Origin of the sequence: Pseudomonas marginalis (genome assembly GCF_008692035.1) — a bacterium.
Taxonomy (GTDB): Bacteria; Pseudomonadota; Gammaproteobacteria; order Pseudomonadales; family Pseudomonadaceae; genus Aquipseudomonas; species Aquipseudomonas marginalis.
In genome coordinates, this window is the sequence record NZ_VTFG01000001.1 from 829551 (window position 1) to 852792 (window position 23242).

General features: G+C 58.6%; 17 protein-coding genes. 5 read left to right on the top strand and 12 right to left on the bottom strand.

Features of this window, described 5'->3' with window-relative positions; translation table 11 throughout:
* Positions 1-27 precede the first annotated feature (27 nt).
* The 4 genes from FX984_RS03610 (at position 28) to FX984_RS03625 (ending at position 8230) form a co-directional block, all read left to right on the top strand.
* Entirely contained in the window at positions 28-483 is a 456-nt protein-coding gene (locus tag FX984_RS03610) for a hypothetical protein (protein ID WP_154905332.1), read from the top strand.
* 636 nt (positions 484-1119) lie between these two features.
* Positions 1120-2277: an ATP-binding protein gene (locus FX984_RS03615; protein WP_154905333.1), complete on the top strand. Its 1158-nt coding sequence runs from the start codon at positions 1120-1122 to the stop codon at positions 2275-2277.
* A gap of 1 nt (position 2278) precedes the next feature.
* The gene (locus FX984_RS03620) at positions 2279-4504 is read left to right on the top strand and encodes a hypothetical protein (RefSeq protein WP_154905334.1); all 2226 of its coding nucleotides are present in this window, start codon (positions 2279-2281) and stop codon (positions 4502-4504) included.
* A 714-nt stretch (positions 4505-5218) separates the two neighbouring features.
* Complete coding sequence (locus tag FX984_RS03625) at positions 5219-8230, top strand: DEAD/DEAH box helicase (protein ID WP_154905335.1); 3012 nt, start codon at positions 5219-5221, stop codon at positions 8228-8230.
* A gap of 372 nt (positions 8231-8602) precedes the next feature.
* Here the strand turns inward: FX984_RS03625 and FX984_RS03630 are convergent, their stop codons facing one another.
* The 10 genes from FX984_RS03630 to FX984_RS03675 all read right to left on the bottom strand — a co-directional run bounded on the left by FX984_RS03630 (position 8603) and on the right by FX984_RS03675 (position 19416).
* Positions 8603-9835, bottom strand: coding sequence for a tyrosine-type recombinase/integrase (locus FX984_RS03630; protein WP_154905336.1), 1233 nt, complete (start codon positions 9833-9835; stop codon positions 8603-8605).
* A gap of 150 nt (positions 9836-9985) precedes the next feature.
* Positions 9986-10891 carry a helix-turn-helix domain-containing protein gene (locus tag FX984_RS03635; protein ID WP_154905337.1) on the bottom strand — a complete coding sequence of 302 codons (906 nt, stop codon included), beginning with the start codon at positions 10889-10891 and terminating at the stop codon, positions 9986-9988.
* A 77-nt stretch (positions 10892-10968) separates the two neighbouring features.
* Positions 10969-11748 (bottom strand): 2-keto-4-pentenoate hydratase, encoded by a 780-nt coding sequence (locus FX984_RS03640; RefSeq protein ID WP_146476292.1) that lies wholly within the window; start codon positions 11746-11748, stop codon positions 10969-10971.
* Complete coding sequence (locus tag FX984_RS03645) at positions 11745-13352, bottom strand: bifunctional 3-(3-hydroxy-phenyl)propionate/3-hydroxycinnamic acid hydroxylase (RefSeq protein ID WP_065941641.1); 1608 nt, start codon at positions 13350-13352, stop codon at positions 11745-11747. The genes FX984_RS03640 and FX984_RS03645 overlap by 4 nt, the downstream gene beginning before the upstream one ends.
* A 62-nt stretch (positions 13353-13414) precedes the next feature.
* On the bottom strand, positions 13415-14017 hold the full coding sequence (locus FX984_RS03650; protein WP_027606677.1) for an amino acid synthesis family protein: 603 nt from the start codon (positions 14015-14017) through the stop codon (positions 13415-13417).
* 10 nt (positions 14018-14027) lie between these two features.
* A complete protein-coding gene (locus tag FX984_RS03655) occupies positions 14028-14486 on the bottom strand; it encodes a VOC family protein (protein WP_012724261.1) in 459 nt (152 codons plus the stop codon).
* Positions 14487-14497: 11 nt separating this feature from the next.
* The gene (locus tag FX984_RS03660; RefSeq protein WP_146476291.1) at positions 14498-15538 is read right to left on the bottom strand and encodes a WD40/YVTN/BNR-like repeat-containing protein; all 1041 of its coding nucleotides are present in this window, start codon (positions 15536-15538) and stop codon (positions 14498-14500) included.
* A gap of 12 nt (positions 15539-15550) precedes the next feature.
* Positions 15551-16345: an SDR family NAD(P)-dependent oxidoreductase gene (locus FX984_RS03665; protein WP_027606679.1), complete on the bottom strand. Its 795-nt coding sequence runs from the start codon at positions 16343-16345 to the stop codon at positions 15551-15553.
* 27 nt (positions 16346-16372) lie between these two features.
* Positions 16373-17863: an aldehyde dehydrogenase family protein gene (locus FX984_RS03670; protein WP_146476290.1), complete on the bottom strand. Its 1491-nt coding sequence runs from the start codon at positions 17861-17863 to the stop codon at positions 16373-16375.
* An 11-nt stretch (positions 17864-17874) separates the two neighbouring features.
* Positions 17875-19416: an acetolactate synthase large subunit gene (locus FX984_RS03675; protein WP_027606681.1), complete on the bottom strand. Its 1542-nt coding sequence runs from the start codon at positions 19414-19416 to the stop codon at positions 17875-17877.
* 237 nt (positions 19417-19653) lie between these two features.
* Here FX984_RS03675 and FX984_RS03680 point away from each other — a divergent pair, with 237 nt between their 5' ends.
* Positions 19654-20412, top strand: coding sequence for an IclR family transcriptional regulator (locus tag FX984_RS03680; protein WP_027606682.1), 759 nt, complete (start codon positions 19654-19656; stop codon positions 20410-20412).
* Between the two features lie 9 nt (positions 20413-20421).
* On the opposite strand, the gene FX984_RS03685 is transcribed toward FX984_RS03680, so the two are convergent.
* Positions 20422-21747 carry a hypothetical protein gene (locus tag FX984_RS03685; RefSeq protein ID WP_027606683.1) on the bottom strand — a complete coding sequence of 442 codons (1326 nt, stop codon included), beginning with the start codon at positions 21745-21747 and terminating at the stop codon, positions 20422-20424.
* 3 nt (positions 21748-21750) lie between these two features.
* Positions 21751-23181, bottom strand: coding sequence for an aldehyde dehydrogenase family protein (locus FX984_RS03690; protein ID WP_098479425.1), 1431 nt, complete (start codon positions 23179-23181; stop codon positions 21751-21753).
* Positions 23182-23242 lie beyond the last annotated feature (61 nt).

The following is a 23242-nucleotide window of genomic DNA, read 5'->3' on the forward strand; positions in this document are numbered from 1 at the left end:
TTCACAGTTAACGATGGAGGGTTGCAAATGGCTTTCAGCACCGACGGCGGCGGTTTTGCCTTTTCCTGCAATGACGCAAAGATGTCCATCAATGCGAGCACCTGGGCGACTCGGTTGACCCAGCTTGGGAGGATGACCGGACGGCTATGCATTTTGACCACAAACCTTCCGGACCCCGATTATGTGATCGACGTGCTGAGCAAGCGGACCTCGGACGTTCAGATCGTGGCCCACGTGGACGCCCGAAAAGCAGCCGAGTACGTAAAACGAAAATTACCCCAGGTAAGAATTGCCCTTCATCCCGACATCGGAGCCAAGGCATTGCTGATCGCACCCGAAACGGTGTGGATCATGAGCTCCGACTTCGGCAAAAAGAGGAGGATCGATGCAGGGATCGGACTACACTCGGCTGATGTTTATCAGAAGACTCTTGCCCAGCTATTTGATCGGGCGTGGGCCGAGGCGACCGAGATCGTTCTTTGACAGAGTTTGCACTGGCCACCCTTGTAAACTATGGGCTCCCCGATTGAAACGAAGCCCCGCGTAGGGATCTCGATCTAATTACCATCTCTCGGCGCTGGGTGCGCGAGCGCATGACTGGTGATTGGGTAGGCGGCCATCAATCAATGGCTACCAAGCTGATCAGCGATCATCAGCAAAGGGAGCGGCCAAGGATCGACTTGAGTCCCTTACCACTCCCAAATTACAACTACCCATACTTGGGCAACCATAAATTTACTGAAAACAGTCCTCGCTCACCTCCTACGGCACTCCCACTCTGAAATGCACCCCCGGAATACGCGCTTTCGCCCAAGTCACTTGCGAGCTCTGCCTCCCCAACCCAAAGCGGGGCGCAAACCATACCCAGCTTAGATTGCCTCTCATTCAGCCCAACTTCCAAAAGCTAGGCCAGCAGTGATCATCGAAATGTGCAGGAGCACCGCTCCAGCAAAGACTGCTCCTGACTTGGTAGAAAGCCCACGTCGGCCTGCGCACAATATCATTTTGCCTTTAGTCTCCCTATCGCCCGCATCAAGCCAAACGATATGATAAGGGGTGGGTGTGTCCAGACCAGGAGCCTGGTTCAGCACTCGGAACGATGGACTGTCAGAGGTGCTGATGAAGATCACCAGAAACCTGAACACCTACGATATCGAAGACCTGTATGGCCTTTGCCACACGGATGCTTTCCTCCGCCTTCCCGTCAGCATGAGTCATGGGGGGCTACTGGGAGTTGATGCTTCGCTCGCCCAGCTGGTGATCAGCTGGGCTCGCGCGCAGGAGCAAAGCGTGTTGCATCTTTTTGCAGACGCTGACAACGCATCCGAGCAAATTTCGCAATTGGGCAGGACGGCCGCAGGGCTCGCTGCGCTGATCATGTGCTCCAGCATCGAAACAGAATCACATGAGCCAATCGATAAGCGAGCAGCACTCACCGTCATCAAACCGCTCATAGAAGCGATGTACGACGGTGATCTGAAGAACACTTCGAATGAGCGAGGTGCTCGCCCCAAAACGATCAATCTCTTCAGCATCAATTTCGCCAAGATGGAGTACATCAAGCCGTTCTACTACGGTGAGCGGAACCCGCAGATCCATCCCCACGCCTCATTCTCGAGCCTTATCGAGACGTCATCCGCGCTGATGCATACGAAGCACGAAAAAAGCGCACTGAATCGAGGTGGGCTTCCGGCATTAGGAAGCGTGTTGGCCGAACTCATCTCAAACGCTGATCAGCATTCCGTTACGGATGTGCACGGCGTCAAGTACAAAAAGGGCTTGCGAGGCACCTCAGTGAAGGCTAGCCGGATCAAAAAGCAGGACATTCACCTTCACTCGGACAGGGAACCAGAATTCGCCAGATTCATCGTTAAGAACATGGTGAAGGGCGAAGACTACCTCGACTTTCTCGAAATCTCTGTAATCGATAGCGGGCCTGGGCTCGCACGGCGGTGGCTTTCCGCGAGGGAAGGTGTGCCGATTGAAGACTTGGGAGATCTCCCCATGGATGAGGAGCTACAGGCCACCCTGGACTGCTTCAAAAAGCATGTAACGACCAAAGACTCTGTCACATCAGGCATGGGGTTGCACAACGCCGTCCAGGCGCTCAACAAGCTCAAGGCATTTGTTCGTCTACGCACAGGAAGACTCTGCCTCTATCAGACGTTCCAAGGCCATGAACAAGTCGTTGAGTACAATCCCAAAAACTGGAGCGGTGACCGTGAGCTGGCGGCAGCTGAAGGCACTGTATTCACCATCTGCATCCCGGTGAACTGACATGCCTGATTTGTTCGATTTCGAGGTTTCTCTCACTCCCTCCCCTGACGCAGAACCGGCTCAGGTTGTCGTGTTCTTCACCGGCCCTGAAAGGATCGATGACGCTCATATCACTGAGGCGCTGCAGAAACGGCTGAGCGAGTACATTCTTCCTGACCATGTCACGTTCCTGGTACCTGAGTGCTATCAAGACTGGATCAAGGATCAGTGCACTGACAAAAAAACACCTATCGCAATCGCGCTCCAGCGTCGCGGCGCTGGCTCCGCTCCATCCTATGGCTTCTCCTTCTTCAACGAGCATGGCGACATTACCAAGCATGTGGTTGTCGCAGGCGCTACAAAAGGGGTTGGTCGGCTCATCACCGGTGGATCAGACAAAATCATCCAGGCTGGGATGAAAAAGCTGGTGAAGTGCACCTCTGTCCTCACCAAGGCTCCTGCCGGCTTCCTGTTCTCGAAGCCATCGTCCAGGTCATCCAATTACTTTATTCGAGCCGAGAATCTGCTGTCCGAAACCCTTCACTCTCACTTTCTGGCATTTTCCTGCCTGCAGGTGCTTAAAGAGGCGTCCAAGGATGGCATGCGTGAGCCCGATACCATCTATCTCGATACAATGGCTTTCCTGCCCATTGCGCTTTCGATCCAGCTGTTCCAAACCAAGTTCAAGAAGCAAACGATCCTGAGTATCAAGTCGTTCCACTCCCACGATGGTTTGAAAGATGGGCCACTCCCGAATGGAGCGTCCTCGCTCTGCTTGATCTCCGCCTCGACCAATTGCGGACTCGCCAAGGAGTGGGTGAAGGTCAATGGAGCGCCGCCTAATCGCGTGGCGACCTTCCTTTCGTTCTTGTCTGAATCTGAATGGTGCGCCGTTCTTCACACCATTGAAAAACCAGAAGATTTCGAATCTCTAGCCGAAGCAGAATCCAGCGAAACCAGGCAGATGATTCGCATCCATGGGGAACGCTTTGCCGCGCAGCACACCGAGACAAGGTTGCTGAACATCAGCATGGATCACTTGCCGGGTGACCTACAGACCAAGTTTTATTCGTTCATGGGTAAGGGGCTCTTCAAGTGCTTCAGCCAGGTTCCCCAGCGGGAGAGGCAGCGTACCGTCCATGTCGATAAGGAAAAGCTTGTCGCCACCGACGATTTCAAGATTTGGTTCAACAAAGCCCTGCTTGAAGAATCCTCTGCATCAACGTCACTCATCATCCACGACGATGATGCCGCTAGCCAGAAAATGGCTAACGATGCCCTGGACTTCCTCAAGGTCAGAGGACTGAGGTGCGATGTAGTCAGCGCGTCTAAATTCGATCCACAGGAGAAGTTCGACGGCTCGGTGATCATCGTTGCAGCTGCAGCTGAGCGAGGATCTCTTCTCCTAAGCATCAGTCGCCGGCTTCGCTCAGCTCAGAACTCAGGCACGCGCGTATATATGGTGGGTGCGCTGTTCGGCCGTTCCTACGAACTGATGAAAGAATTGACTGCAAACCTTACTCAGCCACCTAAAGGAAGTCGTAGATACGTGCTCAAGACGTACCTCGAAATCCCTGCTGCCAGCCTTGCTTGCAACAGCCATTGGCATCAGGAACATCTGTTGTTGAGCAGACTGATTACCTTCGATGGCAACGGCGTATCGTCCTTGGTGCAGACTCGCGTCGACGCTTTTGACAATGCTGGTGCCGACGGCCTCACCGATCACGCCTTCTGGCAGAGTAGTTATCAAGAAGGAGAAATGCGGCTGACAAAGGGGTTTGCCTTCGTAAGCGGTAGTAAAGATGTCACGGTTGCTGCCTGTGTGGACATTTTCCTGACCATCTTGTGGATCCTTCAGAACGCCCGGGAAAACGCCAAGATCAAGGATGCGAAACGACTTGAATCAGGCGAGCTCCAGCAGGTCCTGCTGACGCCTGAAGTCTTCTCTCGTTACGACGACGGCATCATACAAGGTGCATTCCTCCGAGCTGCCTTACCTACAGAGCTCGACTATAGCGCCCACGAAACCTATAGCGCGTCCATGGCAGATATCATCTTGCGTGTCGTCCAGGGCTACGGGTTCGAACGCGGTGACGCTGCTATGGAATTCATCACTTCACTGGCGATAGGAAAGATTCGTCTGCACAAGGAGGTCGACGAAAAACTTCGAGCCAGCATCAAGCTAGCCCTTGAAAACAAAGTCGGCGACATAGGGCTTCTGCTGGGCGAGGAGGCTGCACCGTTCTAGCTCAGACCCTGTACGTGACACTGACCGTCTTGCTGATAGCTATTCGGTCGGTGACGCCTTCCCTCCCCTATCCTCTTGGTTTCAAGAGTTTGAACACGAGAATACTGCCCCTTCGAGAGGTCTACGAACTGCTGCGCGAAGCTACGTTCGGTTCCCCGGGCAATAACCGATTGAGCGCTCGGAGCTGGTAGAGATCTACTGCGGCCTGATGACCATTGAGATCGATGGCTGGGTCACATCCTCTACAACAAGCGAATGCCTACTTTGGGTTGTGGATTCAACCGGTCGATGCTAGACCGTCGCTGTCCAGCCACAAGCAGTCATTCGATGTCTATGAAAACTCAGGAAAATTCATATGAATCACTGCGATCGCGGATCAATGGGGCAACACGTTGGTACCCTGCTGCCTTGATGACTTATCGAGGCTCTACTACTCAGGGGCTCCGCCTGGAGCAACCCACGCTGCCCCCTTTCGTGCAAAGCAGTGCAACACGGACGGCTGAACAGCTTGGTACCGAAGTGGAAGCCGTACATGATGAGAAGCAAGAATGAGCATCGACCTCTTGCTCCCGTGCGGTTGTAATCGCTCACTTTACCGTCACTTAGTATCAAGATACTGTTAGTCATGGCATCTTGACACTTCTGCCTGCTAAGGCACTGCTTTAGCAGGCAGAGGTATTACGAACACGCCCTACTTCGACATGGACGAACGTTGTGAACATTCTCGAGTATTTGGATTCAGCGAAAGAAAAACTAAGAAACTGTCAACTCGGCGCGGTGCGAAGTTTCGTGACGTATGCTGAGGAAAACGAAGCCGATAAGGCCTTCTTAATAAATCTGCCTACCGGTGCGGGAAAAACGGGTGTCATTTCGCTTATATCCCATCTCTCGAGCGCAGCTAAAGTCCTTATTATATGTCACCGCAAAGCAGTGAAAGATCAACTTTTCCGAGAGATTTCTAAAAAATTCTTTCGCATCACAATCAATGATGCGGACTTCAAACTGAAGAAAACCTTCAGGGATTCTGATTTCGGTCAAGGTGATGGTATTTATATCACCAGCTTTCAGAAATTAACATTTATCGGAGATGAGGAGCTTGGAAAAATTCAGCAGGACTTCGATCTAATTATCGTTGATGAAGGCCATTCTGAACCGTCACCCGTTTGGCGAGAAATAATCCGACAATCTTCCGCTATGAAGGTGGTGATTACCGCGACGCCTTATAGGAATGACCTGTTTGAATTAAACGTGAGTACAGACCACTTCTATGTGTTTACGTTCAAAGACGCTGTAGTCGATGGAGTAATTTCGGAACCTTTTTATGAGCAGATTGCCGATGAAGCGAAAATGCTCGCGAAGATTACGGATTATTTGGAAGTCGACGACAGTCTAAAATGCATCGTTAAGTGCAAGAGTCTTGAGGAAATCGAGAGATATCACGACCTAATAGCGCCACTTTTTTGCACCGCAAGCGTCCATGAGCGATTGGAAAATGAGGACGAGAAGAATAAGTTTAAGCGGGTTGGACGAGCGCTTAAAGTTGAGGGCCTCAGGGTAATCATCCACCAGCATAAGCTTGACGAAGGCATAGACATTCCCGAAGCAAAATTATTGGTCTTGACCTACGAGTTGGGTAGTGGGCGAGAGCTCGTACAGGCCGTCGGTCGGATCGTCCGGCGTTACGGGGAAGCGCGGCCCTTGGTATTGGATCTTAGCCGGGGGGCGAATGAGGGGATGTGGGATGGCTACCAAAAATTTGACGATTATCTCGCCAGTGGAGGAGCGTCAGAGTTCGTAAAGTCTCTCAGTACGAGTTACCTAATCGAGTCCTTCCTCGATAGCTTCCCCAAGTACAGCTATTTCGATGGCAAATTCAAGGAGCGAGTGGATCTCAATGAGCTAGTTCCTGAGGACGACATCAAAATCCCTCATGCTTCGGTGTGCTTCGTGCAGAAGGAGGAAGAATTCTCCCTGCCCCTACTTATGGATCGCCTCTATTGGGAGCTTCATGGATCCGGGGCTTTGGTCAAGAGCTATGAGGATATCCTCGACCTAAAAGTTATGGTCTACGTGTCGTTTAACAGCTCAAAATTCTTTTCTAACAAGCTGTTTTTTGAGCCAAAACTTCATGTAATTGTCGTAAAGGAGATGGATTCAGGTGTAGCAATATTCGATAGCGGCGGCGGGCGATACTACAACCAAGAGCAGTATCGGCTTCGTAATGCCATCCATATCGACAAGCTTACTGCGTTGGCGGCCAGGACCGCGATTCATCAGGTCAAGGAGACTCACGCCCGAGCTATTGGCCAAGCTGTACGACGTCCAGAGTCTGTGGCTTTGAAGGGACAGAACCTAGATGGAAGTCGTAGTAATCAGAGCAATTCCAGATACGCCTTAACGATGGTGAAAGTCGACAATATTGGCCTGGACGGAAAGAAAGATAGCAGCTACTACATTGGCGCCAGATCAGGCCGAGTGGTCGATCAGAAGGAATCCAATTTCACGCTATATGATCTTTCTCAATGGATCGACGTGGTTAGCGAATGCATCGAGGCAGGAGGCAATGCTGGACGGCTTATTAAGTCCTACGCGCAACCGATAGCCGAAAGGCCGGACACAAAAATTCTTTCCGTATTGCTGGATTTCAATGAACTCGACGGACCAGCGCAGATAGGCCGGGGCGAGATCCATGCTGAGTTTCTTTACGTAGACTTCAATGACGGAATCAGCTTCCATGCGCAGGGTGAGTTGGTGGAACTAGCTTTGACGTACTCGGACGATGTTTCATCTTTCGAAGTCCAGCTCACTGGTGTTTCTGAAGGAAGGGCTGATCATGAATGGGTAGTGGAATATCTAAATTTTGGTCATCGATTGAAAGTTCTGTATGAGGATGGGGTAACGTATCTAGGAGGAAATTTTTACCGGTTGGCACTTCCTTATGAGCGGGGAATCGAGGCTGAACAAAGTTTCGCGGGTGCCTCGCTGTTTCCACTTCCAGAGATGCGGAGCCAAAATCTTAAGGAGAAAGGTCACGTCCGGGATCACAAATATTTTCGAACCACCAAAGACAGCTTTGATACGGACTCGATTTTCCATCTCATCGACAGGTTAAAGGGATATGGGAATTCAGGCACTCCACACGGTGATCTGGGGCCGTTCGCCAAGTTCATACCTGGTTGTGATCTCGTGCTTTGCTGCGATATGGGCGTTGAGCCGGGCGATTTCATTTTGTCATCCCCTGAGAGGCTATGTTTCGTTCATGTTAAGTGTGGCGACACCCTCAATCCAAAATCATCAGCAGGTGCTCTCGCCGAGGTCGGCAGTCAAGCGATCAAAAATATTCATATGCTTGTTTCTAATAACAAGAATATAAAACCGGGAAATTTCAAAACGTGGAATGGGTGCTGGCCCTCCAACGATGCAACTTATCCGCTCGGGACGCGCTATAGATTATTCGATGGTCAGATTAATCATCCAGTAGCACCTGACGGCTCTCTTTCTGAGCGAGTTTGGGATCTTATTTGCGAACGAAGAAAATCAATGAGATGTAAAAAAGAGATCTGGATCGTAGGCGGAAATTCATTCTCCAGTGACCATTTCATCAAAAGCATGGGAAATCCACTCAAGTCTTCGCCCGAGAGTATTCAAGCCTTTCAGCTTATCGAGGATTGGCTGAGCACTGCGGACGAATTAGATGTGGATTTGAGGATTTTTACTTCGCCCTGAGGAGGCTGCATGACTAGCCTTCAGCCGAATGAATTCCTCTGGCCGATCTCTGCCGATGTTGACCGGCAGCAATGGGTTGTGGATTCAACCGGTCGTGGCGGACGACTTTCGGTGTAAGTCGGAGGATCACTTTTTTAGGATAAGTCCTAAGCTTCTCCACCGAATCCAGTTGTGGCGTTTACACTGAAAGCCACCAAGTGCCGTACTGGAATTCCGTTAGAATCCCTGTTCTCGATCGCTCGTGTAGCGGGTACGAGCGGGGGCAAGATTGGGGGCAACGTCAAAATTTCCAGCCCTGCAACCATCGCCCTAGAGCCCAGTCAAAATGTTTTTCGGAGTTCGCAATTAACCCGGTAAGCATAAGCGTTCTGGCTACCTCTCCTGGGCTACCGTGGCATATTTCGCCCAATCGTCCATGAGACACCGTCGCTTCTCGAAGAGATCTCCACGCCGATATGCAGCTTCGACCGCATTCTCTACTGTATGTGAAAGTGCATGCTCGCAGACCTCTCGAGGATAGTGGGTGACCTCACCCGCCCAATCCCGAAAAGTCGAGCGGAATCCATGAGTCGTGAGATCGTTGCGCTTCATTCGACGCAACACCATCAACATCGCCATATTGCTTAGCGGCTTCCCTTTTCGAGCACCAGGAAATAGGTGATTGTTCCCTTCTACACGAGGAAGATCGATCAGTAGATTCAATGCTGCTTTCGACAGCGGAACGCGGTGCTCTTTCCTGGCTTTCATTCGCGACGCCGGAATGGTCCATACCCCTGCTACGAGATCAACCTCCGCCCATGTGGACGAGAGCACTTCGCTGGTTCGGCACGCAGTAAGGATAGTGAAGCGTAGAGCTTTAGCGCTCAGATCTTGTGCTTTTTCAAGAGTCGCCACAAACCCGGGAAGTTCGCCCCATGGGATGGCTGCGTGATGTTTCACAGCACGCACTTTTTGGCGGGGAGGCAAAAGCTTGTCCAAGTGCCCTCGCCATCGAGCGGGATTTTCACCAGCACGGAGATCCCGAGCCTTTGCTGCATCGAGGACCAATTCAATTCGGTTTCGCAATCGACTGGCGGTTTCGGGCTTTTCTGTCCAAATCGGCTTGAGGATTTTCAGCATATGCTCAATGCCTATCTCCTGGGGGGGAAGATCGCCTATGACCTTGAACGCATAAGTAGTCAGCGTGTTCTTCCACTGTTGGGCGTGCTTGGCATTTTTCCAGCCTGCCTTATGGGCAGCAATGTAATCGAGAGCAACCTCCTTGAAAGTTATCGGTTTGGTCGGGGCCTCGTCCTCTGATAAAAAAGTGGCTTCTTTTTCCAGTTTTTTCCGCTCCAACTCCTCATCTCGACTCGCAATTGGGTCGACTCCAGATCTGCTAAGTCTTCTGGCATCAGCTGCTTTTTCCCGAGCTACCGCCAGACTTGTCTCCGGATGCCTCCCCAAGCCCATGTATCGGCTCTTTCCTGAGAGTTTGTAGCGGAAAAGCCAACTGGCGCCGCCGGTAGGGCCAACTCTCAGATACAACCCATCACCGTCATTGGTCATGCCAGGCAAGCCGATCCTGACTATTTTCTCCACCGCCTTTGTCGTAAGTGAAGCCATGCGTCACCTCATCTTTTTTAAGGACGATGACCTAATCTAAATCAGCTCCAGCCCACACGCCAGCCCACACCTTGGATGATGGCTTTCGGTAACGTCCGTTGGAACACAAAAGACAAAAAACAGGATATCTACATGTTTAATAAAGATTTTTTAGCACACAACCAGACAGCAATAGAACTCAAAATACGTAAAAATAGCGGACATCGCCACCGCCACATCACCGACGTTCTGGCTGCAGGCCGGCGTTGCGATCAGGCGTCGACGCACCGCATTCAGGCGCAGGTTGCGCAGGTACTCCAGCGGACGCATGCCGGTCACCGCCTGGAAACTGTTCTGCAGGGTGCGCCGGCTGACCCGCAGGTGTTCGCACAGGTCGAGGATGCTCAGCGGGGTATCGCCGCTGGCATCGATCAACTCCTGGCAACGCTTGACCAGGTACGCACTCACGGCGAAGTTGCCGCGACGGCAGCGCACCTCATCGGTGGCATTGCTGAACAGGTCGAGAAACGCATTGAGCAACTCGTCTTCGAGCATGTTCTCGGCGGTTGCACTGATGGCCTCGGGTTGTTGCAAAAGGTGACGAAACAGCGGGTAGATGCGCTGGCGTATCCGCAGCAGTAACGCGTCATCCACGCACAGCTGGGAGCGGGTGCTCAAGCGCTTGAGCTGGTCGCTGGACAACTCGAAGGCGGCGAGTTTGGCGAAACGCACCGTGTCGACGTTGAAAGCGAAGAAGTGCGTGCCTTCCGGCGCATGCAGCACAAACTCCTCGCAAGCGCGCAACAGCACCACACTGTGGGTGCCCACCTGCTGGCCCTGCACGACGGGCTCGCCGCCCAATGACATGGCCGCGCACAGCCGTCCCTTGGGCGCATGGCCGCGCTGCACCACGCGTTTGTCCAATACTTCCTGGAAGATCTGAAAGCGCTCGGCCGACAGCTGGCGCAGCTCACTGGTCAGGCAGCCGCGCCCCAGTTGGTCATACACCTGCTGCCAGCCCTGGATGGAACCGGCGTGCAGTTGAGGGTCATTGAAGGTTCGAACTTCGGCAAGCATGGTGGTCGTTCCTCGGGGGCCCCGTTGTTGTCATCGGCCTGAAGGGGACTCAAGTCATCCATGACGGCAGCTGTCGCTTACACGGGGGTGGTGTCCGCGGTGAAAAGCAAAGCCAGTTCCGTGCCAAACATCTGTAGGCGGTAGGTGGCGGGCTGGATATCCATGGGCGCCAACAACGCACCGGACAGCACCACCTGCCCGGCCTCCACCGGCTGACCGTCGGCCAGCAGACGGCGAACCAGCCAGCACAGGTTGGTCAGCGGCGGGTCCTCCCGGCCCTCGGTATCGCCTTCGCCGCACAGCGCGCCGGCACATTCCAGGCGATAGGCGACGTGGGTGTGCGCGACGGCATCGAACGCGCTTCGTGGCCCCAGGCAATACAGCCCCGCCGCCGCATTGTCGGCAAGAAAGGCTCCGACCCCGAACGCCCAGCCCTGCCAACGGCAGTCGGCAATCTCGAACGCCGGCGCCACTTCGGCAATCGCGTCCAGGATCTGTTCATCGCTGTAGTCACCGGGCGCGAGGCTGCGTCCCAGCACAATCGCCACTTCGATCTCCAGCTTGGGCTGGATCAACCGCGACAGCGCCACCGCCGTGTTCGGCTGCACGCACATCGCGTCGGTCAGGCCGCCATACACCGGTTCGTCAATGCCGAAGCGCCGTTGCGCGGCGCTGCCGGCGAAGGCGATCTTCCAACCGCTGAACTGTTCGCCCGCCGCCAGGCGCGCATTCAGCGCCTGGCGTTGCAGGGCGTAGCCGCCGCGCAGGTCCAACGCTTCGGGGGCCAGTGGCGCAATCGCTTGCACCGCACGCGTGGCCTGGTCTAACTGACTCAATACGCCCGTATCGATGCTCATGACAGTTGCCCCGCTAACTTGCGTAATACCGCGTCAAGTCGCTCAGGCGTGGTAATGGCGGCGACAAACCGGTCAGGACGCACCACGACGACGCAGTCACGCACCCTGGAGAACCATTCGCCGAGGCGGTTATCCACATCCTCCACGCTGATGGCGTCCGTGGCCGTCAAGGGCTGGTGGCGGCCCAGGCCGCTGCGCGAGCGATTGACCTGGATAAAGCGCGTGTCCCAGCGCGCCCAGAACCTTGCCATGTCTTCGCTCAGTGGCTCACGGGGATTGACCCGGTAACCCAGCACCGCATAGGAATTGCCCAGCACGTCATCCAGGCGCCGACGCTGGCCCTGGGCGTCTTCGATAAACGGCTGCACAAACAGCTGGCCCACCAGGTCGTCTTCACGCAGTTCGGCACGTTCGTGATAGACCAGCCCTTTGGTGAGGGTGGCCTTGGGTTTGAACTTGAACTCCAGCAGGTGCGAACGCAGGTTATCGACGCTGTTCACCGCCTGGAACAACCAGTCGCGCACGCCGGCCATCAACGGGTTGGTCAGCCCCAGTACCGTGCCCATATTGTCGGCCAGGGCCACCAGTTCGGTGGCGTGCCCGCGACGTTCCTGGTCGTAGCTGGCGAGGATCCCATGGGCCGCACGCCCCTGGATGATCGCGGCCAGTTTCCAGGCCACGTTGGCCACGTCGCGCAACCCGGAATTAAGGCCCTGCCCGGCCCAGGGTGGCGATATATGCGCGGCATCGCCGACCAGTGCCACACGCCCCTGGACAAACCGCGCCGCCACACGCGAATGGTGGGTGTAGGCGCGGATACGGATGATATTCAGCGCGTCCACGGCGTCGCCGATATGCCCACGGATCAGGTCGCGAATGGTGTTCTCGTCACACATCTTCGCCTCGTCCTCGCCCTCCATCAGCATGAATTCCCAGCGCCGCTGCTGGTACGGCAGGTAGATGCACACGAAGGGCCGCTGCGGGTCGGCGTGCAGGGCGGTGTAAGGCGCATCCAGGGTGTCATTGGCGGTATCGACCACCACCCATTTGCGCGCATGGGTCAGCCCCAGCAGTTCGACGCCCAGCTTTTTGCGTACGGTGGAGCGCCCGCCATCGGCGCCGATCACGTAATCGGCGCGCAGCTGATAGACCTCGCCCTGGGCATCGCGGACCTGCAAGGTCACGCCCTCCCCATCCTGTTCCAGCTCCAGCATTTCATGCCCCTGGCGCAACACCACAGTGCTGCGCTGCCCCAGGGTTTCGCGCAGCGTGCCTTCGAGCAACTGCTGCATGAAGATGTTGCGCATCGGCCAGCCGTACTGCGCGGCACTTGGCTTGACCTCGGCAAAACACACGCCCCGCGCGTTGTAATAACGCAGCGGCACATCGCAGATCATGTCACGTACTGCCAATTCGGCGATGCCGATGGCCTGCAACACGCGCAGCGCTTCATCATCCATGCCCACCGCGCGTGGGTAAGGCAGTATGCAGTCGGCAAGCTCAAGGACGACGCAGTCGATACCGTACATCCCCATATAGTGCGCGGCCGTGATCCCATTGGGCCCGCCCCCGACAATCACAACCTGGGTCTTCTCCTGCTTCATCGCTGTTCACCGCTTTCTTGTTGTGGTTTTAAACCGGCGTTGCCAAGGCCGCACGCGTGTCATCAGTGCAGCCCGTCAACGCCCTGGATGTCTTCGGCACGCAGGCCACCCAGCCGTGCGTGCAGGCGCCCGCGCGTGGCGAAGGCCCAGATCACGATGACTTCGTCCGGCGCGGGGCCGTCGCCGAACATCAGCGACATGCTGTCGTAGTGGGAACGTACGTAGAGCGCATCCTTGTGCGCCAGGGGGACGTCAATGGTCGAACCCGGGCCGCCGCGCTTGCCGGTGGAAGGCACCCACGACTTGCCACCGCCCAGCGCGACGCGAATCGGATCGGCGGCCGGGTTGGTCAGGAACGCGTTGCCGTGCTCGTATTCGCCCGCGCTGCCGACCAGGATCGCCTTACCATAGCTGACAATCTCATGGGCACCGGCCAGTGCCTGTATGCGCCGGCCGAACTCTTCGCCCAGCAACGGCGATGGGTCGACCAGTTCGGCGAGCGACTCGCTGTAGCGACCGGCATAGGGGTTGGCGATCACGGCGGCGATCGCGTACTTGAACAGGGGCTCGCCATCGGCCAGCTGGCCGGTTTCGTTGGCCAGGGTTTCTTCGACAAAGCTGTACCATTTGCGGATGTGATACGTAGCAAAATTCGCGGTTTTCATCAGGGTTGCCTCAAAGTGGGTCGAGTGGATCCAGGTTGAAATGTCGGCTCGGCGCGCCGGCGGCCTTGAACCGGGCCTTGCCGCGCGCATCGTCGTGTTCGGTCTCGAGGAAGAACTCCATGCGATTGCCGTCGGGGTCGTTGAAATACACGCCATGGCCGATCTCGTGATCGGTGATCTTCACCACCTCGACGCCCTTGCCCAGCAACATGCCGTAGAGCTGGCGCAGGGTGGTCATGTCCCCGGCGATTTCCAGGCCGTAGTGCTGCAGGCCCAACCCGCCTTGATGGGCGCCGGGGTCGGCGCGAATCAGGGCGATGTCGTGGTGCTTGCCGCCAAATGCCATCATGACCCAGCTCTCGCCCCGGGCACTTTCGTGCATGCCCAGGATGTCGGCGTACCAGCGTGCCGACACGTCAGGGTCACTGACCCACAGCGATAAGTGAGTCCGCAGGATCTCGATCTTCATGGCGTTATCCCTCAGTGCTTTTTGACGATGGATTGATGCCCGGACTTGATCTGCGCAACCGCAGGCGTCCAGAGCACATCAGCGATCTCGCTGAATTCCCGCCAATGCTTCTGCCAGCCGTCACCGCCATTGTCGGAGGTGAACAAATGCCCGTACTTGGTGCCCGCCACGATCTGTCGCGGGTTGGCCGGGTTGAAGGCAATCGCCCAGACACAGGAGTTGGGCTGCTGTGGCAGCGGCAGCACGTTCCAAGTGAGTGCGGCATCACGGGACACCAGGATCTTGCTGGTGGTGCCGGGGGTGCCATCGGAAATACTCAGGTACAGTTCGTTCTGCGTGCCCAACGGCGCGTTCATGGCGCGGATGTAGTACAGGCCGAAGGCTTCGCGACCGATGATGCCGGTCCAGGTCAGCCCCTCGTCCAGGCTGCGGTACACCGCATTGACGCAGACCGCCACAATGACTTTCTCGCCGTGGTTGGGCAGCACCAGGATGTTGTGGACGTCGGAGTTGTAGTCCCACAGCAGCCGGTCGTCGACGCGGGTCCAACTGTCGCCGCCGTCACGGGAATGGAACAGCCCGCCCTCCTCGAGGCCGAACCACAGCTGGTTGCGGTCAGTGGGGTCATAGGCGAAGGCCAGCAGGCGTGGGCGGCTGACGCCGTCGCAGAACTCGGGGATTTCCACCGGGGCGCGATCCCAGCTCAGGCCGCCGTCCAGGGTGCGCCACAACACGGCACGCGAAGGCGCGCCGGTGCCGACGAAAATTCGTTGTGCATCCTGCGGGTCAACCGCAACTTTCCACACGGTTTGCCCGTTGAAAGGCGAATCGATGCGCCGCCAATGCCCACCGGTATCGTGGCTCACACACAAGCCCACATCGGTACCGGCATAGATCCGCTCGGGCGTGTCGGGGTGCAGGCTCAAGGATCGGGTGATCGCATCGAACTCCAGGTCCTGCCCCAGGCCCAGGCGATGCCAGGTACGGCCATCGTCGGCACTGCGGATCACCGCTTGCCCGACGGTGGCGACCAAAAGGGTTCCGTTACTCATCACAGATGCTCCTCAGATATAGATGCCACGGGTCAAGCCACCGTCGATGCCGATGGATTCGCCCGTCACTGCGCCAGCTTTTGGCGATGCCAGGAAGCCGATCAGCCAGCCCATTTCAATCGGTGCGAGGGTGCGGCGAATCGGTGTCGCGTCGATGTAGGCCTGCTCGACCTGCTGCGCGGTCTTGCCTTGCTTGACGGCTTCGCGGTCGTACAGCTCCTGGATATGCGGGGTATCCACCACGCCCGGGTGGATCAGGTTGACCGTGATCCCCGACGGGCCGAGCTGGTCGGACAGGGTCTTGGTCATGTGCGCGATCGCCAGGTTGCGCATGCCCGAAAGCACCTTGCTGCTGCGCCCGGTGAGGCCGCCGATGTTGATGATGCGTCCGAAGCCGGCCGCCTTCATGTGCGGGGTCACAGCCTTGGCGCAGCGGAAATAGCCGATCACCTTGGTGTTGAGGTCCGACAGCAACTCATCGTCGCCGGCGTGTTCGATGTCATTGCGCACCACACCCGATGGCGCCGCGGCCCCGTTGACCAGGATGTCGATGCGGCCGAAATGCTTGTGAGCCGCCTCGACCATCTCCGACACGGCCTTCATGTCATTGGTGTCGCAGAACAGCGGCAGCACTTCATTGCCGGTCTGTGCACTGATCTCTTCGGCCGCCAGCTGCAGGAACGCCATGCGCCGCGCGCAGATCACCACCTTGCAGCCTTCCTCGGAGAGAAAACGTGCGACTTCCTTGCCGATGCCCATACCGCCACCGGTGACAATGGCCACGCGGCCTTTCAATTCCAGATCCATAGCAATTACCTCGTGTGATTATTCAGTTCAGGCCAGATCGACAAACACGCTTTTGGTCTCGGTGTAGGCATCGATCACGTTCTTGCCCATTTCCCGGCCCCAGCCGGATTGTTTGTAGCCACCGAACGGTGAAGAGGGATCGACCACGTTCCAACAGTTGATCCATACCGAGCCGGCCTTGAGCTGTGCCGCCACGCGGTGCGCCGAGCGCAGGTCGCGGGTCCACAGGCCGGCGGCGAGGCCATACGGCGAATCGTTGGCGCGCAGCACCAGGTCGTCGATGTCGGTCCAGCTCATGACGGTCAGTACCGGGCCGAAGATTTCTTCGCGGGCCACGCAGGCGCGCTCGGCACGGTCGAGGAACACGCTCGGTTGAATGAAGTGCCCACGCTCCAGGTGCGCGGGGCGCTCGCCGCCACAGATCAGTTCGGCACCCTCCTCCCGGCCCCGCTGCAGGTAACCCTTGACCGTGTTCAACTGCCGCGCAGACACCAACGGCCCCATGCTGTTGGCCGGGTCCAGGCCATTGCCCAGCACATAGGCGGCGGCATGGCGCTGCAATTCTTCGAGCACCTGGTCGAGCACACTGGCGTGCACATACAGGCGCGAGCCAGCCGTGCACACCTGGCCCTGGTTGTAGAAAATCCCATCGGCGGCCCCCTTGGCGGCGCGCACAATGTCGGCGTCGGGCAGGATGATGTTCGGCGACTTGCCGCCCAGTTCCAGCGAGACCTTTTTCATGTTGCCGGTGGCCGCCTGGGCGATCAGCCGCCCAACCTGGGTCGAGCCGGTAAAGGCGATCTTGTCCACGTCGGGGTGCTGTGCCAGCGGTGCACCCGTGTCGGCACCCAGGCCGGTGATCAGGTTGACGACGCCGGCGGGGAAACCTGCGGCCTCGATCAGTTGCACCAGGCGGATCGCGACCAGCGGGGTCTGCTCGGCGGGCTTGAGCACCGCCACGCAACCGGTGGCCAACGCCGGGCCGAGCTTCCACACGCACATGGTCAACGGGAAGTTCCACGGCACGATCAGCGCGCAGACCCCCACCGGTTCGCGCAACGTGTAGTTGAGCATCGGCGCGCCGCTGGCCGGGGATACGGGCAGCGTGCTGCCTTCGATCTTGGTGGGCCAGCCGGCGAAGTAGCGAATGATGTTTGCCGCGCTGGCCGCCTCACCGCGCGCGTTGGCGATAGGCTTGCCGTTCTCCAGGGTGATCAGTTGCGCCAGTTCCTCGCGGTGCTGATCCAACAGATCGGCCAGGCGAAACAGCAACAGGCCGCGCTGCGCCGGTGACTGCAAGGCCCACGTGCCGGTGAAGGCTGCGCGGGCGGCCGCAACGGCCGCATTCACATCGCGTTCATCGCCTTGGGCGACTTCGGCCAGGGTCTGTTCGGTGGCCGGGTTTTCCACGGCAAAGCGACGACCGCCGACGGCGTCCTGCCAGGTGCCGCCGATAAACAGGCGACCGGGCTGCGCCAGGAATGCCTGGACGGCAGGTAATAATTCGAGCGGATGCATAGTCGACTCCTTCACAGCGCCATTTCGATCAGGCAAGGGCCACGGTCGGCCTTGGCATTGGCCAGGGCCCGTTGCAGTTCGGCATTGGTCTGGACCGTGCAGGCCGGTACTCCGTAGCCTTTGGCCAGGGCCTTCCAGTCGATACGCGGGTTGTCGAGCACGGTCAGGCGCAGGGCCTGGGGGTCCATTTCGGTCATGCCGAAACGGCGCAGCTCGTTCTGCAAAATCGCGTAGCGATGGTTGGCGGCAATCAGGATCACCACCGGCAACTGCTCGCGTGCGATGCTCCACAGGGTCTGGATGGTGTACTGGGCACTGCCGTCGGATTGCAGGCAGAACACGCTATTGCCGCGTTCCGCCAAAGCGGCGCCGAAGCCCACCGGAATCCCCTGGCCGATCGCGCCACCGGTATTGGTCAATACCCGATGCCGCGCGGCGCGGGCGGAGGCGGTAAAGAACGGGTAGCCGCAGGTGCCGCCCTCGACCGAGACAATGCTGTCGTGGGGCAGTGACGCAGCGAGCACTTGGCCGATCGACTGCGGTGTCAGTTCGGCATGGCCGGGCGGCAGTTCGATGCCCTCCGGCGTCGGCACGTAGGCCGGTGCAGCCAGGGCATCGGCCAGCGCCGTCAACGCGCCGGCGACATCGTCACCGACCTCGGCCAGGCTCAGCAGGCGCTCACGCTCGGCGAGGCGCGACGGGATGCCTTCGTAGCCAAAGTAACTGATGGGCTCCGGCACGCCTGCACAGATGACCAGGTCGTACTGCTCAAGGATTTCAATCGCCACTTCCGGGAAATACGGCAGGCGATCCAGGTCGGGCAAGCCACCGCCACGGTAGCTCAGGCGCGGAAAGGTCTCGGCAAACAGGCGCACGCCGGGCAGTTGCGCCAGGCGTCCCGCCGCTTCCAGGCCCGCGACCGACAAGCCCTCATCGCCGACGATAAACACCAGCCGCTGGCCGTCACGCAATGCCTGCGCCACGGTTTCGACCCGGTCACCGGCAAACCGACGAACCGGTGCGCGCAGAGGGGCGAATACACCGTTATGGGTCACTGCGTGGGCCTGCAGGTCCATGGGCAGGATCAGGCTGGCGATCTGGCCTTTGGCCTGCCAGGCCGCACGCACGGCTTCCTGCAGATCCTCACCGATACCGGCAGCGGTGCGCGAGGTGCGCACCCAACCGGAAACGGCACCGGCCAGGGCCTGGATGTCGCTGGCCAAGGGCGGATCGTAGTTGACATGCCAGGAGGCGTGATCGCCGATGACGTTGACGATCGGCGTATTGGCCCGACGCGCGTTGTGCAGGTTGGCGATGCCATTGGCAAAGCCCGGCCCCAGGTGGGTCAGGGTCATGGCCGGCTTGCCGGCGATCCGGCCATAGCCGTCCGCAGCCCCCGTGCAGACCCCTTCGAACAGCGACAACACCGGCTTGAGAGCAGGTGCGCTGGCCATGGCGGCCACCAGGGGAATCTCGGTGGTCCCGGGGTTGGCGAAGCAGTACTCGATACCGCTTGCCGCTGCCGCATTCACTATCAGTTGCGCACCATTCATTTTCAGCCCTCTTGCTTGAGCATTTGCAGTGATGAGATTTATCACATACAAATCCGCAACCAACAAGCATTTTATGTTTGTTTTTCTCATTAAGTGAGATTTATGCGACTTAAACACCCTTAAAATCTAACCCGCGATTGCGTTTTTCTCTCACTGCGGTAGTGTTGCGCCAGCGCTTGGGCAACCGGCTCCCCGTGGGGACGCCACAAGCGCCCTTCCCTTTCTTTTAGGAACACAATGAGCAGCCTGAGCAAATTGCTGAGCATCCTCGACCTGTTCGGTCCGCAAATGCTAAAGATCGACCCCGACACCATTGCCGAGCGCATGGGCCTGTCACGGGCGACCGTGTACCGCTACGTCAAGGATTTGTGTGACGCCGGCCTGCTGACCCGCGTGGACGCCGGCAGCTACGGCCTGGGCCCGCGGGTCATCGAGCTGGACTGGATGATGCGCCAGTACGACCCGATCCTTCTCGCCGGGCGCGAGCTGATGCACGAGCTGTCGGCGCAAACGGGCCTGGCGGTGTTCGCCAGCGTGTTTTACGACGGGCGCATCATCAACACCTACATCGCCGAACCCACCGACACCTATCACTTCGCGTTCGGGCGCGGGCAACCGCTGCCGTTTTTCCGCGGGGCACAATCGAAGGTCTTGATCGCCTTCCAGAAAGGACGCCGCCTGCAACGCCTGTTCGACGAGCACATGGCCAACGACCCGGACAGCCCGTATGACTGGGCGGGCTTCTCCAGGGCCGCGAAAAAAATCCGCAAGGACGGCTACTGCCTGACCCACGACGAACTCAACCTGGGCCTGACCGGTATCGCTGCGCCGATCATCCAGGCGGACCTCGACGAGGTGGTCGGCAGCCTGTCGGCCGTCGGCACCACCCAGAACTTCAAGCTGCTGCGCCAGGAAACCGTGATCGAAATGGTCATGGACACCACCCAGCGGATTGCCGAAAACATGCGCAACCCGCCGAGCCACACCGCCCCCTAGGCGTCATGCTCAGAACGGCACGGCCAGCGTCAACTGGCTGTACAGGTTGGTGCCGTTGCCGCCGACCTGATTGCCCCCGGTGGTCGCGTCCTGCCTGGGTGTGTACAGCCCCACCAGCGGGGTGATGATCAAGTGCGGGTTGACCGCCCACTCGGCGTACACATCCAACTCACGGCCATCGAGGTTCAACGCGTTGCTTTTGCGCACGGTGGCGTAGTCGAAATACAGCGCGCCCAGGCTCAGGTTTTCCAGTGGGGTTGCCTTCAGCCCGACATGGTGGATGCGGGTATTGGTGTTGAACGGCCCGGCGTAGTTGCCGGCCACTTCGCCCTGGAACCAGGTGCCGTAGCCCGTGCTCTGGCCGGTGAACAGTGCATCCCAGTTCTGCGAATAGCGGGTGTAGCGATACGTCACCTTGGGCGCCCAGGCGATATCGGCGAAGGTGTAGCCCGCTTCGCCGTACCAGGCTTTTTCTGGCCCCGCGTCCTTGTCCTGCCAGGCGTACTCGAAGGCCAGGCTGACGTTGGGGATGCCCGCATCGCCCTCACCGCGCACGCTGTAGACATTCATGCCCTTGCGCTGGCGTTGAAAGTCGCTGGCCCATTGATCGTTCACGTCCAGGCCGTGCACCCAGGTCAAGCCGAGCGTCCCCGGCCGGGCGGTGTAGTCCAGGGTCGCGGCGGCCAGTTCGGTTTCGGCCTGGATACGGTTATCGGACTTGAGCCACAGCACACTGCCGTGCAGGCCATCCTGCCCCCCCAGGCGCACCACCGCGGTTTGGTCGAACGCGTGCCGGGCCGCCAGGTAGTAGGCGCCCCCACGGTTCAAGGTGCCATCCGCCGGGCCCTTGCCCGGGTTCAGCCCATCGTCGTTGATCAGGAACCCTCGGCCGACCTTGACCACCTGGCGCCCGCCGGAAATATCCACGCCGTCTTGACCGAGCGCCGGGAACAGGTCGCCGGAGCGCCAGCCCAGGTAGGCGTCTTCAATCTTCGTGGTGCGCTCGGTGCCGAGGCTGTTGCCACCCGGATCGCCATCGCCCCACGTGGCGGAGCTGACCAGGGCAAATGCCCCGTAGGCGCGGCCAATGCCGCCGAGTGCCTGGTCGCCACTCAAGCCATACTTGATAAAGCCTTCACGCCAACTGGAGCCGCCCGGCGTGCCATCGTAGTTCTTGCGACTGTTGAACTGACCGAACACCGCGGTCATGTCGGCGTTGAGGTGACGGCTCTCATCGCTGTACAGCTCATAAGCGTGCACCTGACTGATAGCGCCGAGCGCCAGGGTGCACACAAGCGTGCAACCGAATACGGGATGACGGGATAGATAACGCATGGCTCAAACTCCTTCTTCGACAGCCTGATTGCGCACAAACAACAGTTGCTGCCCCGTGAACTCCAGCAGCCCCTCCAGACCGAACTCGACACCGAACCCCGACATCTTGCTGCCGCCAAACGGCGTGTTCGGCTGGATCTGGGCGTGGCAGTTGACCCACGCCACACCACTCTCCAGGCGACTGGCCAAGGCCTGGGCCTGCTCGACATCCGGCCCCCAGACCGAGCCGCCGAGGCCCATGTCACCGGCATTGGCGCGCTTCAGGACATCCTCGACATCCCGGTAGGCAATCAACGGCAACACCGGGCCGAACTGTTCTTCGTCCACCAGGCGATGGCCGTCGGTCACGTCCGCCACCAGGGTGGGTGGATAGAAAAACCCGGGGTGGTCCAGACGCGCACCGCCGCACAACACCCGCGCACCGTTGGCACGTGCGTCATCGACCAGGGCTTCCACCAGTTCCAGTTGCTCAAGGTTCTGCACCGGCCCGAAGGTGACACCGGCGTCCAGGCCGTCGCCCACGACCTGGCGCGCCGCAATGTGCATCAGCGCGTCGGCAAAAGCCTCGTACTGCGACTCATGGATATACAGGCGTTTGAGCGCAGCACAGGTCTGGCCCATGTTGAGAAAGGCCGCCTGGAAGATCGCCTCGGCCACCGCCTCCACCGGCGTGCCGGGCAACACGATGGCGGCGTCGTTACCGCCCAGTTCCAGGGTCAGGCGCTTGAGGTTGCTGGCGGCACCGCGCATCACGCTTTGCCCGGTGGCCGTGGAACCGGTGAACACGATCTTCTGGATCCCCGGGTGCGAGGTGATCGCACTGCCGAAGCCCTGCTCGCCGGTCACGCAGTTGATGACGCCACGGGGCACATGCCGGGCAATGATCTCGGCCAGGCCCAGGGTGCTCAGCGGCGTCAGGCTCGACGGTTTGCTGATCACGCAGTTGCCGGCACGCAGCGCCGGCATGATGTGCCAGACGGCGATCATGAACGGCCAGTTCCAGGGGGTGATCGACGCCACCACGCCCAACGGTTTGCGGTGCAGCTCAATGCGCTGGGTGGGCGTTTCTTCCACCCGTTCCACCGCAATTTCCTGCCCGGCCGCGTAGCGGGTCCAGGCGGCGGCGCCCATGACCTCGGAAAAGGCCAACTCCAGCGGCTTGCCCTGTTCCAGCACAATCAGCCGGGCCAGTGATGGGGCCTCCTGCTCGATATCGGCGGCAATCGCCAACAAACGTTCACAGCGATCAGGGTGGCTGCTGTGGCGCCAGCTCTTGAAGGCCAACTGCGCGGCGTTCACCGCCTGGTCGAGTTGCCCCAGGGAACCGGCCGGGCATTGGGCGAACACGGCCCCGGTGGCCGGGTTGATCACATCGAACCGGCCTTCTTCACCGGCCACCTGGATCCCATCGATGAGCATTTTATAGTTGTGCATTTGAAACCTTCCTTTCACACGCTGGCGCGCCATGCCGAGCAACGGCAGGCTGCGATTGTCT